Raw genomic sequence first — 13,427 nt, forward strand, 5'->3', positions numbered from 1 at the left:
GTCTTGCCATGGTCAACGTGACCAATCGTGCCGATGTTCACATGAGGCTTAGTGCGCTCGAATTTACCTTTTGCCATAGTCTCTTTCCTTGGACGGCCTTGACCTTCAGTTCAGTCGAATGCGGGGCGATTAGCGACAAAGGCCAAAAAACACAAGCGTCTTTTGGCCGGGTGCCGTCTCACTCAGTCCGAACCTGGGATCCGATTGCGGGGATGTGGCGCTGATATAGGTAGTCGATGGGTGAAATGAAATGGGCTGGCCGGCCGATCGACCACGGCCTGCATCCCATCCTCTTGTCCGCCAGTCCCTGTCTCGATCACGGCCAGTTGATGGCCCATTGCGGCGGCCATCGAGGTCTGATCTCCTGACCCCATGCATTTCATCCCTACCTCGATCCGAGGCCCGCTGTTCATGATCGTTTCGACCGGGTCGTATCTCGTCAACGACACGATGATGAAACTCGCAACGGCAGGCTTGCCCTCCTACGAGGTGCTGTTCCTGCGCGGGGCCGCGGCGACACTCTGGGGCTTCCCGCTGCTGTTCCTGCTCGGCTACGGCAAACAGATTCCACTGATCTTCGACGGCCATGTGCTGCGCCGAAACCTGCTCGAGCTCGCGGCGATCCTTTGCTATGTCGTTGCGCTCGCCAACATGCAGATCGCGGATTCCACCGCGCTCGGACAAATCACGCCGCTGCTGATGCTGGTCGGCTCGTCGATCCTGTTTGGCGAACGCATCGGCGGCCAGCGCATGGCGCTGATCGGACTTGGCTTCATCGGCGCCCTGATGGTGGCGCAGCCGACCATGCAAGGCATTTCGGTCTATGCCCTGCTGGCGCTCGGCAACGCGGCGCTGTCGGCCGCGCGCGACCTGGCCGGCAGGCATGTCCCGGCGGAAGTGCCGGGGATGATCGTGGCGATTTCCGCCGTCTTGGTGGTGCTGGTCGGCGCGGGTGCCGCGCATCTGATATCCGAGCGCTGGGTCATGCCCGAGGGGCGCCATTTGCTGCTGATGGCCGGCGCCGGTTTTTTCCTTATCTTCGGCCATTTCTTCATCTTCATGGCCTATCGCGTCGGGCCGACCAGCGCGGTGGCGCCGTTCTACTACTGCTTCACCGTCTGGGCCGTCATTTCAGGCCTGCTGGTGTTCGGGCAGTTCCCCAACACGCTGGCGGTCTGCGGCATCCTGCTGGTGGTGGGCAGCGGACTGACCATCGTGTCGCTGGATCAGCGCAAACGGAGGCTGACTGTCGTCGCCTAGTATCGGCGCCATTGCGCCTGTCTTCCGCCGCTGTTGTAGAGGCCAGATTGATCGTCTATTCGGCTATGTATCGTCTATCCGGCGAAGACATGATCAATTCAGCCAAGGGAGGTTCCCCATGACCGATTTTGACCAGAAGAAGAATTCCGACGCCGAGCACAAGGCCGCCATTCGCAAATCGCTGGTCGGCTGGGTGGTATTCATCGCGGGAACGCTGATCTTCTTCGCCGCGGCCGATGCGGTGCTGATGCCATAGGCAAGCCCGAAGCTGGTCTTGCCTCGGCAAAAATTCAAAATATCAGACGCTTGGAGCGTCCGCCGTTTCGCGGAAACGGCGACCCCTCCAAGCCTTTTGTTTTGACGCAATTCCGGACGGAAACTGTTTCACACTTTTCCTGGAACTACGCTAAAGCGTCCGGCGTCCGCTGAACTGATGGTAGGCCCACAGCACAACCACCGCGCCAACCACCGCGACGATCAGGCTGTAGATGTTGAGGCCGGTGACGCCCGATGCGCCGAAGGCACTGAAGATCAGGCCGCCGACAATGGCGCCGACGATACCAAGCACGATATCCATTATCATGCCCTGGCCGGTCTTGTTGACGATCTTGCTGCCCAGGAAGCCGGCGATGACGCCGAGTATGATCCAGCTGATGATTGACATTTTTTCCTCTCCATCCCCCGCCGCCCCGACATTTTCATATGATTGCCAAAACCTCAAGCCAGCTTGAAATTCCGCACGGATGCGCCATTGTTGTAGATGGGCTGGGCTTGGTCGAGATTGGAGGATCCACTATGGGACTTTTTGACAACGCCGTTCCCGGCGGCAACATCACCAAACCGCTGATGATCGCGCTTGGCGCGCTGCTGGTCGGAAAGATGCTGAGCGGCAGAAGTGCCGAACAGCCTGACCAGCCTCAGGCACCGGCGCCATCCGACCCGACCGCAACCACCGCCAGCGACGGCGGCCTGCTCGGCGGACTGGGCGGCCTGCTGGACAAACTGAAAGATGCCGGCCACGGCAATGTCGCCGATTCATGGGTCGGCACCGGGCAGAACCAGTCGATCAACGCCAATGATCTCGGAACAGCACTCGGGCCGCAAGTCATCCACGAGATCGCACAACGCACCGGACTGGACGAGCAGGAACTGCTCAAGCAGCTGTCCACCGCCCTGCCCGGTATCGTCGACAAACTGACACCGAACGGCCAGGTGCCGCACCAGCACCAGGTGGCTTCGGCGTTCAACAGCTGACGCGGCGCACATTGATGCCCTGAAGCGCTGCGCGGATTGCCGCGCAGTGTCCGGGCTTACCGATCGCGGGGATGAAAATCTGGAGCGGGTAGCGGGAATCGAACCCGCATATTCAGCTTGGAAGGCTGCTGCTCTACCACTGAGCTATACCCGCGCCTTGCACTGAAGTATCGGATTCACCCGAAAAGCGCCATGCACTTTTCGGCCCGATGCTTTTCTCGTTTCAGGGCTTCCGGGCCGGCAGTGGTGGAGAGGGTTGGATTCGAACCAACGTAGGCTAAGCCAACGGATTTACAGTCCGTCCCCTTTAACCACTCGGGCACCTCTCCAGTCTGCCGCCGGAGCCATGCAACGAGGCATTCTTGCCGATCCCGGAGCCCGAGATAGATGTCTTCTCCGAAATCAGCGAAGCGCCTTATGGCGGCAAGGCCAGTGGGTGTCAACCGCGCAGGAAGGGTTTTTCGATGTTGTTCGCCGGCTGCGGCGACGGGCCATATCCTTGGCCGCGGCAGACGGCTATAGAAGCCGGCCATGAGCAACAAGACCAATACCCCCAAAGACACCCATTACGCCAAGCTGCGCCGCGCGCACCGCGACGAGAAAAGCGGCGGCGGGCCTGCGTTCCGGCCGCGCCAACCCGTTCCGCCCGGCGAAAACGCCTCCGACGGCCTGGTGCGGCTTTATGGCCTGCACACGGTGCGCGCCGCACTCGACAATCCGCGCCGCAAGATTCGCAAAATGCTGGTGACACGCAATGCGTCCGAGCGTCTTGAGATTGCCGATCTTGCCGCCCTGCCCTTCAAGGCGGAACTGGTCGAACCCAGGGACATCGACAAGATAACCGGATCGGATGCCGTGCATCAGGGCGTGCTGATCGAGGCGGAACCGCTGAAACCCAAGCGCCTCGACGCGCTCGGCGACACCAAGCTGGTGCTGGTGCTCGACCAGGTCACCGATCCGCACAATGTCGGCGCCATCCTGCGCTCGGCGGTCGCCTTCGGGGCCGGCGCGCTGATCACCACGGCGCGCCACAGCCCGCAGGAATCGGGCGTGCTGGCGAAATCCGCCTCCGGCGCGCTGGAGCATATCGACCAGATCGAGGTGAAGAACCTGGCCGACGCGCTCGGGCAACTGCATGAGGCCGGCTTCCAGACGATCGGGCTTGATTCGGACGGGCCGGCGGAGCTCGAGACCAGCTTTGCCAGCGACAGGATCGCGCTGGTGCTCGGTGCCGAAGGCAAGGGCCTGCGCCAGAAGACGCGCGAGACGGTGACGACGCTGGCGCGGCTCGATATGCCCGGCGCCATCCGCTCGCTCAACGTGTCGAACGCGGCAGCGGTCAGCCTTTACGCGGCGCGGGCATTCTTGAAGCGCGGCTGAACCGGAAACAAGCAGACTATTTGCTCCAAACGAGAAACGGGTTCCGGCGACAGACGCCGAAACCCGTTCTTCGACGGACAGGAGTTGGCGACTTGGGAACGTTACGCCGCCTTCTCCCGGCCTATGCCGCTTTGCCCTTGATTGCGGCCACTTCGCCGCCGACCTCGAAATTGGCCATCCGTTCCAGCGCCCTGACCAGCGCCGAATGATCCTCCTTCGCGCCGCCATTGGCGGCGCAGGAATTGAACAGCTGCTGCGTGGTCGAGGTGTTGGGCAGCGAGACGCCGAGCGCCTTGGCGCCCTCTAGTGCCAGGTTGAGATCCTTCTGGTGCAGTTCGATGCGGAAGCCCGGCGCGAAGGTGCGCTTGACCATGCGCTCGCCATGCACTTCGAGAATGCGCGAGGCCGCCAGCCCGCCCATCAGCGCCTGCCTGACCTTGGCCGGATCGGCACCGGCTTTCGATGCAAAAACAAGCGCTTCGGCGACGGCTTCAATGGTCAGCGCGACGACGATCTGGTTGGCAACCTTGGTGGTCTGGCCGACACCGTTCGGTCCGACCAAAGTGATGTTCTTGCCCATCTTCTCGAAGACGGGTTTTGCGCGCTCGAACGGCTTGTCCTCGCCGCCAACCATGATGGTGAGCGACGCCGCCTTGGCGCCGACCTCGCCGCCGGAGACCGGCGCGTCGAGATAGTCGCAGCCGAGCTCGTTAATCTTGCGGGCGAACACCTTGGTCTCGATCGGCGAGATCGAGCTCATGTCGATGACCAGCTTACCCCTGGTCAGGCCGGAGGCAACGCCGTTGTCGCCGAACAGCACATCGGCGACCTGCGGCGTATCGGGCACTATGGTGATGACGATGTCGGCCGCTTTGGCGACGGCGGCGTGGCCGGAGACTGACTTCAGGCCCTTGGCGACGAGATCCGCCGGCGGCTTGGAGCGATGCTCGCTGGCGATGACCTTGTAGCCGGCATCCAGCAGATGCCCCGCCATCGGCGCGCCCATGATGCCGAGGCCGATGAAGCCTATGGTTTCCATTGTTTTTCTCCGTCTTTTGTTGGGCCGCGTTCCTTCGCGCACCTCTGGCCTGCCGGCCATCTCCCCCACAGGTGGGGAGATTGGCAGCTTCGGCGCTGGCTCTTAAGCCGCCGCGCTCCCCTGCCCGGCCAACCCCCGGAACCATCCAAGCCCGGCTTCGGTGCCGGCCTTCGGCTTGTATTCCGCGCCGATCCAGCCGGGATAGCCGATGCGGTCGATGTGGTCGTAGAGGAAGGGATAATTGATCTCGCCCGTTCCCGGCTCGTGCCGGCCGGGATTGTCCGCAAGCTGGATATGCGCGATGCGGCCGAGGTTGGCCTCGATTTTACGGGCGAGATCCCCCTCCATGATCTGCATGTGATAGATGTCGTATTGCAGGAACAGGTTTTTCGAGCCGACGCGGTCGATGATCGCCAGCGCCTGGTCTGAGTAATTCAGGAAAAAGCCCGGAATGTCGCGGGTGTTGATCGGCTCGATCAGCAACCGGATGCCGGCCTGCTCCAGTTTCTCCGCCGCGAAGGCGAGGTTCTCAGTGAAGACATCCTCCAGCACCTTGCGGTCGGCGCTGGCGGGCGCGATGCCGGCCAGGCAATTGACCTGCGGGCAGCCGAGCGCCTGTGCATAGGTGATCGCCTTGGCGATGCCCTGGCGGAATTCCGGAACGCGGTCCGGCAGTACGGCAATGCCGCGCTCGCCCTTGCCCCAGTCGCCGGCCGGCAGGTTGAACAGCACCTGGGTCAGACCGTTCTTCTTCAGTCTCGCCGCCACCACCTCGGGCGCATGGTCGTAGGGCCCGATATATTCGACGCCTTTGAAGCCTGCGCGTGCGGCTGCGTCGAAGCGATCGAGGAAATCATACTCACCGAAGAGCATCGATAGGTTGGCCGAAAAACGTGGCATTCTTCTTGTCCTTCTTATCAGTCGAGCATCACGATAGCGGTCGGGGCGTCTTCCTGATGTTCGGCAAGTTCCTCGAATTCGGTGATCTTGTCGATCTCGGTGCCCATCGAGATGTTGGTGACGCGCTCGAGGATGAATTCGAGCACGACGGGAACCTGGTGCTCCTTCATCAGCCGCTGCGCCTGCCTGAAGGCACCCGCAAACTCCTCGGGCTTGCGCACCCGGACCGCCTTGCAGCCCATCGCCTCGGCGACTGCCACGTGGTCGACGCCATAGCCGGCTTCTGGATCGCCTGACCGGTTGATGTTCTCGAAGGCAAGGCTCACCTCGTAGTCCATCGCAAAACCGCGCTGCGCCTGGCGGATCAGGCCGAGATAGGCGTTGTTCACGACGACGTGGATGTAGGGCAGCTTGTGCTGCGCGCCGACCGCCAGTTCCTCGATCATGAACTGGAAATCATAGTCGCCCGACAGCGCCACGATGGTGCGGTCCGGATCGGCAGCGCGAACACCAAGGGCAGCGGGCAGCGTCCAGCCGAGCGGCCCGGCCTGGCCGCAATTGATCCAGTTGCGCGGCTTGTAGACATGCAGGAACTGCGCGCCGGCGATCTGCGACAGGCCGATCGTGGTGACATAGGTGACGTCACGGCCGAACGCCTTGTTCATCTCCTCATAGACGCGCTGCGGCTTCAGCGGCACCTGATCAAAATGCGTCTTGCGCTTCATCGTCTTCTTGCGGCCCTGGCAGTCCTTTGCCCAGCCGGACCAATCGCGCAGCTTTCCGGCCGTCTTCCACTCGGTGGCAACGTCGAGCAGCATTTTCAGCGCGGCACCCGCATCGGACACAACGCCGAGGTCCGGCGCGAAGACGCGGCCAATTTGAATGGGTTCGATGTCGACATGGATGAATTTCTTGCCCTTGGTGTAGACGTCGACCGAGCCGGTGTGGCGGTTGGCCCAGCGGTTGCCGATGCCGAAGACGAAGTCGGCCTCGAGCATCGTCGCATTGCCGTAGCGATGCGAGGTCTGCAGTCCGCACATGCCGGCCATCAGCCGGTGGTCGTCGGGGATCGCGCCCCAGCCCATCAGCGTCGGGATGACCGGAACGCCTGATATTTCGGCAAACTCGATCAGCAGATCCGACGCGTCGGCGTTGATGATGCCGCCGCCAGCGACGATCAGCGGCTTTTCGGCCGCGTTCAGCATTGCCAGCGCCTTTTCCGCCTGGGCGCGCGTCATCGCCGGCTTGAACGGCGCCAGCGGCTCATAGGCGTCGATATCGAATTCGATCTCGGCCAGTTGCACGTCGACCGGCAGGTCGATCAGCACCGGGCCGGGCCGCGACGAGCGCATGAGGTGAAATGCCTTCTGCAGCGCCATCGGGACAAGATAAGGCTCCATGACGGTGACCGCCCATTTGGCGACTGGTGCCGCGATGGCGGCGATGTCGACCGCCTGGAAATCCTCCTTGTTCAGCCGTGCCCGCGGCGCCTGCCCGGTGATGCACAGGATTGGAATGGAATCGGCCGCCGCCGAATAAAGCCCGGTGATCATGTCGGTGCCGGCCGGGCCCGAAGTGCCGATGCAGAGCCCGATATTGCCCGCCTTGGCGCGGGTGTAGCCTTCGGCCATATGCGAGGCGCCCTCGACGTGACGGGCCAGCACGTGGCGGATGGTGCCCCTCGCCTTCAGCGCCGAATAGAGCGGATTGATCGCCGCACCCGGCACGCCGAAGGCGCAGGAAATGCCTTCCTTTTCGAGAACGAGAACCGCCGCATCGACAGAGCGCATCCTGGCCATTTTCCGGCCCTCCACTGGGGTTGTCATTGTTGGATGGCCGAGAATGGCAGCAAGCCAGCTATTTTTCAATTTTTTCAGAATATTTTTTCATTTCTAGAAAATGGCTCCTGTGCCCTGATTTTATTCGTTTTTCGGTTTTCCAGGATTTTCTTCCTCGCCTAATTGAAAAACTTTTTCATTGCACGTTTGGAGAAATCGGCGAGACTGGCGCCATGGAAACCACAGAGAAACGGCAGCGTGGTCGTCCGCGCGCTTTCAACGGACCATCCGAGGCCGGTTCGGTGCAATCGCTCGACCGGGCCTTGCGCATCCTGGCTATCGTCGCGGAGGGCAGCGGCCTGTCGCTGAGCGAGATTTCGGCGCAAAGCGGCCTCGCCGCCTCCACCGCCTACCGCATGCTGACGACGCTCGAAAACCACGGCATGGTCGAGTTCGACACATCCGACCAGTTGTGGTCGATCGGCGTCGAAACCTATCGCATGGGCGCGGCCTTCCTGCGCCGCCGCAAGCTGGTCGATCGCGCCCGCATCGTCATGCAGGAATTGATGGAAAGAACCGGCGAGACCGCCAATCTCGGCGTCGCCGAGGATGATTGCGTGGTGTTCGTCAGCCAGGTCGAGACGCATCAGGCTATCCGCGCCTTCTTCCGACCGGGTACGCGCAGCCCCTTCCACGCGTCCGGCATCGGCAAGGCGGTGCTGGCGCATCTCGAACCGGAGCGCGTCGGGACAATCCTGCGCAAGGCCGGCCTGCAGCGCTTCACCGACAAGACGCTTTCCGAGATTCCTGCCCTCGCCCACGACCTAGCTGTCATCAAGCAGCGCGGCTGGTCGGTCGACGACGAGGAGCGGCATCCCGGCATGCGCTGCGTGGCCGCCGCCATCTTCAACGAATTCGGCGAACCGATCGGCGGTGTCTCCGTATCCGGGCCGACCGTGCGGGTGACGCCGGAACGGCTGGCCGAGATCGGCCCGATGGTGCGCAGTGCCGCGGCCGAAGTGACCAGGATGATCGGCGGCGCGCAAGCCGGTTGATCAGCGGCTTGACCAGGGCAACGCGCTCCTGGTCGCAGTCAGGGTCCTGCTCGTCCAAGGTCACTCTCCCCTCTGTTGGCTCTCGAATGGCCGATTGGACGTTCGCAAAATCGCTCGACACCGCCGGCAGCATGACACCGCCTTGCCGCGGCATTCGAATGCATGCGAAAGGGCACGGATGCGGAAAACGGTTCAGCTCTTGCTTACGGCTTCACTTTGCGGATGCGTGGCGGCGACACCTCGACCTGATGCCGGCGGCCAGCGGGTCGATCCCATTCCGATCCCGCTTGCCCTGGAGGAGATCATAACCACCGGCATCCGTCAGCGCTTGCCGGATCCTGCTTCCGCCAGGTTCGGAAGGATGCTTGCCGGCGAGCGGACGCTGAACGGCCGCAAGGAGATCGTCGTCTGCGGCTTCGTCAACGGCAAGGATTCTTCCGGCCGCTACGGCCGCGACCAAGCCTTCATTGCCAAGATCTACCCGGATTCGGGAAGCAGCTTCGAACTCGTCGCCATGGGCGACGCTTCAGAAACGAGGCATATTGTCGGCAGCACATGCAACGCGGCCGGATTGCCAATCCCCGACCCCAGCTCGAAAACGCAACTGTAAGCATCTGTGAGACAACGGAAAAAGGGGCTCAAGCGAGCCCCCTTTCTGTTGTTGAACAGTCCTCCCCTCAGAGCCGGCAGTAGTGGCGATAGCCGTCGTAACCGACATAGGTGTCCGAGTCCGGATCGTAGCTGGAGTAACGATCGAAGCAGCGGCGGACGTGCCAGGAACCGCCGTCTTCGTCGACATAGACGGTACGCGGCGGCTGCTGGGCGAGCAGGCTGCCCAGCACGAACCCGCCGACGCCGGCGGCGATGCCGATGCCGAGGTCGTGGTGATGCGAATGGGCCGCCGAAGGCTGAACAGTACCGACCAGCATGGTGGTGGCGGCGGTGGTGGCGATGAGGCCGGAAACGAGTGTGCGCTTGAACATGATGATCTCCTTGCTTCGTTGACCGAGGCGATCCATCCGCCTCTTGATCATCTGTCGTTGCCGCGCAGGAAAAGGTTCGAATCTTTTTTCGATTTTTGCAGAGCCGGCCCGGTCGTCCCCTCGCCCGGTATCTCTCACTTCGTCACACGATCGGAAGATGGGCGCAGCGAACGGAAAAGGGCGGCCGAAGCCGCCCTTTTGAGGAGAAGTGGGTCCCTCCATCAAAGGAAAATGATCACCTTGCCGTGCTTGTGGTGATGATGGTTGTGGTGCCACCACCAATGCTTCTTGAAGTGCTTCTTGTGGTGATGGTTGTGATGATGACTGTGCATGCCGTGGGCAGACGACGTGCCGACAGTGCCGGCGAGCGCGCCGGTGGCGACGAAAATGGCGATGAGGCCTGATGTCAGAGTGCGCTTGAACACGATGATCTCCTGGTCCTTGATCGAGGCGACCCATTCGCCTCCGAACCTCAGTCGGCGTGGCGCGGGAAAAGGTTCGAAGGTCAAGGAGATTTTTCGGTGAGGCGGAGGAGTAGCGAGAGGCGGATCACATGGGGTCGCGGACCACTACTGACTACCCCCTTCACCCCATGCCCGTGATGTGGCGCAGCCAGAAGGCGAGCGCGATGAAGCCGACGATCGTGGTCACGCCGGTCCAGTCGACATTGGCCTTCTTCACGTCGCTGATGAGCTTCACCAGCAGCATCCAGGCGATGACGATGATGGGGAGAATGATGACAAGCCTGATCATGCGACACTCCAGTCCGAAGCGATTGCACCTGACATCCATGTAGGAAGTGTCTTCGTGAATTTCAGCACGCTGCGGGTAACTGAAAATGGAGTTTTGTCTTTACTGGCGCACGAAATATGCTAACGGGGCGCCATGCCCTTGTAGCTCAGCTGGTAGAGCAGCGGTTTTGTAAACCGAAGGTCGCGGGTTCGATTCCTGCCGGGGGCACCAGTTCACCCGAGACAGTTCGGCTTTTGTTGCTCACTCGCCTGCCAAGCAGCGAGGATAAGACCCCAGCAGCGATCGGCTACTTCTGCTCCGACGACCAAGGGAAGTTTACGTATCTGTCGCGGCTGTCGTAGCAGATGTTCCCGTACGTTTTCAGATAGGCGTCCCGTCGCACCGCGTCCGCATAAACCGAGGCTGGGTCCTTCAGGTCGGCCTCATACTGCGCAAGGTTGGCGCTCGTCAGCGCTATGGGAAGGATGTCCATCGCCTGGGGAATACTTTTGCCTCCAAGCCAGTCGGCTGCAAACTCTCCCATGGCATACCCGAAAACCGGCGAGGACAACGAGATACTCGCCTTGTAAGGGCTGTTTCCTTTCCTGATTTCAGCGACAGCCTCCGGCTCGCCGTCAATTCCGCCGAGGAATTGGTCGGGCCGATCTTTCCCCGCCGCACGCAACGCCTCCAGCGCACCAAGCACAACCGCGTCGCCGCCGAGCACCACGTCGATGTCTGGATTGGCAAGAAGGATGGTTTGCATGGTGGCGAACCCGCCTTCCTTGCTAACCGGCTTCGGCGCGATATCCGCCACGATCGTCACGCCGGGCATCGCATTCAGGCCGGCGCGCATTGCCTCGAACCGAGGCGCCAGAAACTCCATCGTATCCTGGGTCAGCAGAACGACCTTGGCCTTCCCGCCGAGCTTGGTTTTGATGTGATCGATCGCTGCGTCGGTCAGCACCTTGCCCGTTCGATATTGCGGTGCATTGAGCAGCAGTGTTGCCGGCGGAGGCACGATGGTGCCGACAAACGCACCCGACCAGATTGCCTGCTGAAGGGCGGGACTGAAAGCCGCCGGATCCGGAGAGGTGGCAACCATGGCGCCAACCTTTGCCGCCACCAAGGACTGAACCTGTGTTATCGCCTTTCCCACATCATTTTCCACCAGAACTCTTCGATATTCCAAGCCCCGATTCTTTGCGGCCATGGTCAGGCCATGGTCGACCCCCTGCAGGAAGTCGCGGTCGTTCTCCTGCACATAGGCCAGCACTTTTGTGAGACCAGCCGGGGCGTTGCATGAGGGCGCGTTTGGATCGAAGGCGGGGAATACTGTCCGCTGCGTAATGCCCGGGCCGCCTTCCCCGGCACTCGCGAAAGTCCCGCTCATCGTGGCAATTAGAAGCAGAGCTATCGCTGACCCGGCTGGCCATCGGCAGGCAATCTTCTTATGATCAAACACATCTGCCCCCGTCGGCGTCAATTGCTGGCGCCATGATTATCACATCACACGCGCGGTGCTGCTGCAGTCAATTTTTCCACCTCGCGACGGCGCGGTCTACTATGCGGCGGTAGAGCGCCGTGGTTTCGTCGAAAACTGCAAATGAGCGGCTGTTCCCGGCTGAAGCGTTCGATACTCGATCTTGGCACCCAGGCTGATGCACATGGCATGGATGATCCTGCTGCCAACACCGGTCCCTTTGGCGGGCGTACCTTCAACCTTTCCGACCCCATCATCTTCAACCACCAATTCCGCTTGCTCGCCTGGCAGCTTGCTGAGCCGGACGCGGACTTCTCCGACACCATCCGGATAAGCGTATTTGAAGGCATTGGTGACCAGTTCGGTGATCACCACGCCAAGGTTGATGCTGATGTCGGTTTCGAGCTTGATCTGGTCGATGTTGTAAGACAGGCCCACACCATGGACTTGGCTGCGCAGCGAGGTTCGCAGGTGATCGAGCAGCCCGATGAGATATTCGTCCAAATCAACCGAGCGGACGTCGGATGAGCCGTAGAGCCGCTTGTGAACGAGCGAAATCGCAAAGATGCGATCCTGGGTTTCGGCGAGCGCATCCTTCGAAGCGCGGTCTCCGACGGCCTTCGATTGCAAGTTCACCAGCGACGAGACCAGAGCCAGGCTATTGGCCACGCGGTGATTGACCTCCGACAAGAGCACTTCGGCCCGATCGCGCGCCTTGGCCAGGTCCTCGGTACGGGTGGCGACCCGTTGCTCTAGCTCGCTGTTGAGCGCATTGACCTCGTCGCGCGTGTCGCGAAGTTCTCTGGTGTACCGAGCGGCACCATAGGCTGCTCCGCCAACCACCGCGACGATGACGAACCCGCCGATTGCCGAAACGAGCCGCAGCCATGCGCTGTTGGCACGCTGTTCGGCGACCCCTGACGTCAGCCGGTCATCGGCTCGTCCAATGATCCCCGAAAAGAACACGTTGGCTTCGTCGGTCAGAGCCTTGCCTCTGTTGGTGCGGAATATCGCCAGTATCTCGGCGTCGCGCTGATCACGCTTGAGAGCTATCGTTTGGTCGAGCTCATTAAACTTGGTGGTTATGATCGCGGATAGCCGTTGCAGCGTGGATTGCGAATTGGGGTAGGATGTCAGCGAGGTTTGCAAAGTCTGCAGATGACGCTGCGCTTGCGCCTTGGCGGTCTGGTAAGGCCCCAGATAGATCTCGTTCCCGGTGATGACGAAGCCGCGCTCACTCGCCTCCGCCGTCTGCATTGCATTTCTCAACTCGACGGCCGCGATACGCGTGTCGCGCGCCTCAATCGCATTGTCGAAATAGGATTGAGCTCTCTGCCCCAGCCAGAAGTTGGTGGCGACGATGGCCATAAGCGCCGCAAACCCTATGAGCAGGGACGCGGATGTGAGTCGGACAATTTTGCGGCTGGAAACTGGCATCTGGGCATTCCTGCCCGATTTTGAGTGGCCGCGCCATCATGTAGTGAGAGCTAATAAGCCGCACATGCAAAACTTGCTGCTGGGCGTTGATTTTGCGCCGACATCTTCCGGCCCTGCGAACTGGTG

At 61.4% G+C, this 13,427-nt stretch carries 15 protein-coding genes, 3 tRNA genes and 1 pseudogene; 7 read left to right on the plus strand and 12 right to left on the minus strand.

Annotated elements, in window-relative coordinates; genetic code table 11:
* Positions 1–77, minus strand: a pseudogene (locus tag FJ977_RS00005) (elongation factor Tu); the annotation flags it as partial.
* A 295-nt stretch (positions 78–372) separates the two neighbouring features.
* On the opposite strand from FJ977_RS00005, the gene FJ977_RS00010 reads away from it, so the two are divergent.
* Both FJ977_RS00010 and FJ977_RS35640 read left to right on the plus strand, forming a co-directional pair.
* A complete protein-coding gene (locus FJ977_RS00010) occupies positions 373–1,260 on the plus strand; it encodes a DMT family transporter (RefSeq protein WP_140767688.1) in 888 nt (295 codons plus the stop codon).
* A gap of 118 nt (positions 1,261–1,378) precedes the next feature.
* Complete coding sequence (locus tag FJ977_RS35640; protein ID WP_181179429.1) at positions 1,379–1,516, plus strand: hypothetical protein; 138 nt, start codon at positions 1,379–1,381, stop codon at positions 1,514–1,516.
* A gap of 150 nt (positions 1,517–1,666) precedes the next feature.
* Here FJ977_RS35640 and FJ977_RS00015 read toward each other — a convergent pair whose 3' ends face one another.
* Complete coding sequence (locus FJ977_RS00015) at positions 1,667–1,924, minus strand: GlsB/YeaQ/YmgE family stress response membrane protein (protein ID WP_056566410.1); 258 nt, start codon at positions 1,922–1,924, stop codon at positions 1,667–1,669.
* Positions 1,925–2,055: 131 nt separating this feature from the next.
* Between FJ977_RS00015 and FJ977_RS00020 the strand changes: the two genes are divergently transcribed.
* Positions 2,056–2,514, plus strand: a complete 459-nt coding sequence (locus tag FJ977_RS00020) for a YidB family protein (RefSeq protein WP_140767689.1) — start codon at positions 2,056–2,058, stop codon at positions 2,512–2,514.
* 80 nt (positions 2,515–2,594) lie between these two features.
* On the opposite strand, the gene FJ977_RS00025 is transcribed toward FJ977_RS00020, so the two are convergent.
* Positions 2,595–2,668: transfer RNA gene (locus FJ977_RS00025), tRNA-Gly, on the minus strand.
* 90 nt (positions 2,669–2,758) lie between these two features.
* A tRNA-Tyr gene (locus FJ977_RS00030) sits at positions 2,759–2,843 on the minus strand.
* A 202-nt stretch (positions 2,844–3,045) separates the two neighbouring features.
* On the opposite strand from FJ977_RS00030, the gene FJ977_RS00035 reads away from it, so the two are divergent.
* Positions 3,046–3,894 (plus strand): RNA methyltransferase, encoded by an 849-nt coding sequence (locus tag FJ977_RS00035; protein ID WP_140767690.1) that lies wholly within the window; start codon positions 3,046–3,048, stop codon positions 3,892–3,894.
* Positions 3,895–4,015: 121 nt separating this feature from the next.
* Here FJ977_RS00035 and FJ977_RS00040 read toward each other — a convergent pair whose 3' ends face one another.
* The 3 genes from FJ977_RS00040 to gcl all read right to left on the minus strand — a co-directional run bounded on the left by FJ977_RS00040 (position 4,016) and on the right by gcl (position 7,632).
* Positions 4,016–4,933: a 2-hydroxy-3-oxopropionate reductase gene (locus FJ977_RS00040; RefSeq protein WP_140767691.1), complete on the minus strand. Its 918-nt coding sequence runs from the start codon at positions 4,931–4,933 to the stop codon at positions 4,016–4,018.
* Between the two features lie 102 nt (positions 4,934–5,035).
* Positions 5,036–5,833, minus strand: coding sequence for a 2-oxo-tetronate isomerase (otnI, locus tag FJ977_RS00045; protein ID WP_140767692.1), 798 nt, complete (start codon positions 5,831–5,833; stop codon positions 5,036–5,038).
* Positions 5,834–5,850: 17 nt separating this feature from the next.
* Positions 5,851–7,632, minus strand: a complete 1,782-nt coding sequence (gene gcl, locus FJ977_RS00050; protein ID WP_140767693.1) for a glyoxylate carboligase — start codon at positions 7,630–7,632, stop codon at positions 5,851–5,853.
* A 212-nt stretch (positions 7,633–7,844) separates the two neighbouring features.
* Here gcl and bhcR point away from each other — a divergent pair, with 212 nt between their 5' ends.
* Entirely contained in the window at positions 7,845–8,666 is an 822-nt protein-coding gene (gene bhcR, locus FJ977_RS00055) for an HTH-type transcriptional regulator BhcR (protein WP_140767694.1), read from the plus strand.
* A 226-nt stretch (positions 8,667–8,892) separates the two neighbouring features.
* Positions 8,893–9,276: a hypothetical protein gene (locus FJ977_RS00060; RefSeq protein ID WP_246682792.1), complete on the plus strand. Its 384-nt coding sequence runs from the start codon at positions 8,893–8,895 to the stop codon at positions 9,274–9,276.
* A gap of 67 nt (positions 9,277–9,343) precedes the next feature.
* On the opposite strand, the gene FJ977_RS00065 is transcribed toward FJ977_RS00060, so the two are convergent.
* The 3 genes from FJ977_RS00065 to FJ977_RS00075 form a co-directional block, all read right to left on the minus strand.
* Complete coding sequence (locus tag FJ977_RS00065; protein ID WP_056566846.1) at positions 9,344–9,649, minus strand: BA14K family protein; 306 nt, start codon at positions 9,647–9,649, stop codon at positions 9,344–9,346.
* 221 nt (positions 9,650–9,870) lie between these two features.
* Positions 9,871–10,158, minus strand: a complete 288-nt coding sequence (locus FJ977_RS00070; RefSeq protein ID WP_246682793.1) for a hypothetical protein — start codon at positions 10,156–10,158, stop codon at positions 9,871–9,873.
* Positions 10,159–10,234: 76 nt separating this feature from the next.
* Positions 10,235–10,402: a hypothetical protein gene (locus FJ977_RS00075; protein WP_140767696.1), complete on the minus strand. Its 168-nt coding sequence runs from the start codon at positions 10,400–10,402 to the stop codon at positions 10,235–10,237.
* Between the two features lie 134 nt (positions 10,403–10,536).
* On the opposite strand from FJ977_RS00075, the gene FJ977_RS00080 reads away from it, so the two are divergent.
* A tRNA-Thr gene (locus FJ977_RS00080) sits at positions 10,537–10,612 on the plus strand.
* Positions 10,613–10,688: 76 nt separating this feature from the next.
* Here FJ977_RS00080 and FJ977_RS00085 read toward each other — a convergent pair.
* The gene (locus FJ977_RS00085; protein ID WP_140767697.1) at positions 10,689–11,774 is read right to left on the minus strand and encodes a sugar ABC transporter substrate-binding protein; all 1,086 of its coding nucleotides are present in this window, start codon (positions 11,772–11,774) and stop codon (positions 10,689–10,691) included.
* A gap of 171 nt (positions 11,775–11,945) precedes the next feature.
* A complete protein-coding gene (locus FJ977_RS00090) occupies positions 11,946–13,301 on the minus strand; it encodes a CHASE3 domain-containing protein (RefSeq protein ID WP_140767698.1) in 1,356 nt (451 codons plus the stop codon).
* Between the last annotated feature and the right edge of the window lie 126 nt (positions 13,302–13,427).

Origin of the sequence: Mesorhizobium sp. B2-1-3A (genome assembly GCF_006442655.1) — a bacterium.
In the GTDB taxonomy this organism is placed as follows: Bacteria; Pseudomonadota; Alphaproteobacteria; order Rhizobiales; family Rhizobiaceae; genus Mesorhizobium.

Coding starts and splice junctions, on each gene's coding strand:
- FJ977_RS00010 (WP_140767688.1), top strand. CDS start 373: ATGCATTTCATCCCTACCTCGATCCGAGGCCCGCTGTTCATGATCGTT.
- FJ977_RS00065 (WP_056566846.1), bottom strand. CDS start 9,649: ATGTTCAAGCGCACACTCGTTTCCGGCCTCATCGCCACCACCGCCGCC.
- FJ977_RS00020 (WP_140767689.1), top strand. CDS start 2,056: ATGGGACTTTTTGACAACGCCGTTCCCGGCGGCAACATCACCAAACCG.
- FJ977_RS35640 (WP_181179429.1), top strand. CDS start 1,379: ATGACCGATTTTGACCAGAAGAAGAATTCCGACGCCGAGCACAAGGCC.
- otnI (WP_140767692.1), bottom strand. CDS start 5,833: ATGCCACGTTTTTCGGCCAACCTATCGATGCTCTTCGGTGAGTATGAT.
- FJ977_RS00090 (WP_140767698.1), bottom strand. CDS start 13,301: ATGCCAGTTTCCAGCCGCAAAATTGTCCGACTCACATCCGCGTCCCTG.
- FJ977_RS00040 (WP_140767691.1), bottom strand. CDS start 4,933: ATGGAAACCATAGGCTTCATCGGCCTCGGCATCATGGGCGCGCCGATG.
- FJ977_RS00085 (WP_140767697.1), bottom strand. CDS start 11,774: ATGAGCGGGACTTTCGCGAGTGCCGGGGAAGGCGGCCCGGGCATTACG.
- gcl (WP_140767693.1), bottom strand. CDS start 7,632: ATGGCCAGGATGCGCTCTGTCGATGCGGCGGTTCTCGTTCTCGAAAAG.
- FJ977_RS00035 (WP_140767690.1), top strand. CDS start 3,046: ATGAGCAACAAGACCAATACCCCCAAAGACACCCATTACGCCAAGCTG.
- bhcR (WP_140767694.1), top strand. CDS start 7,845: ATGGAAACCACAGAGAAACGGCAGCGTGGTCGTCCGCGCGCTTTCAAC.
- FJ977_RS00015 (WP_056566410.1), bottom strand. CDS start 1,924: ATGTCAATCATCAGCTGGATCATACTCGGCGTCATCGCCGGCTTCCTG.
- FJ977_RS00075 (WP_140767696.1), bottom strand. CDS start 10,402: ATGATCAGGCTTGTCATCATTCTCCCCATCATCGTCATCGCCTGGATG.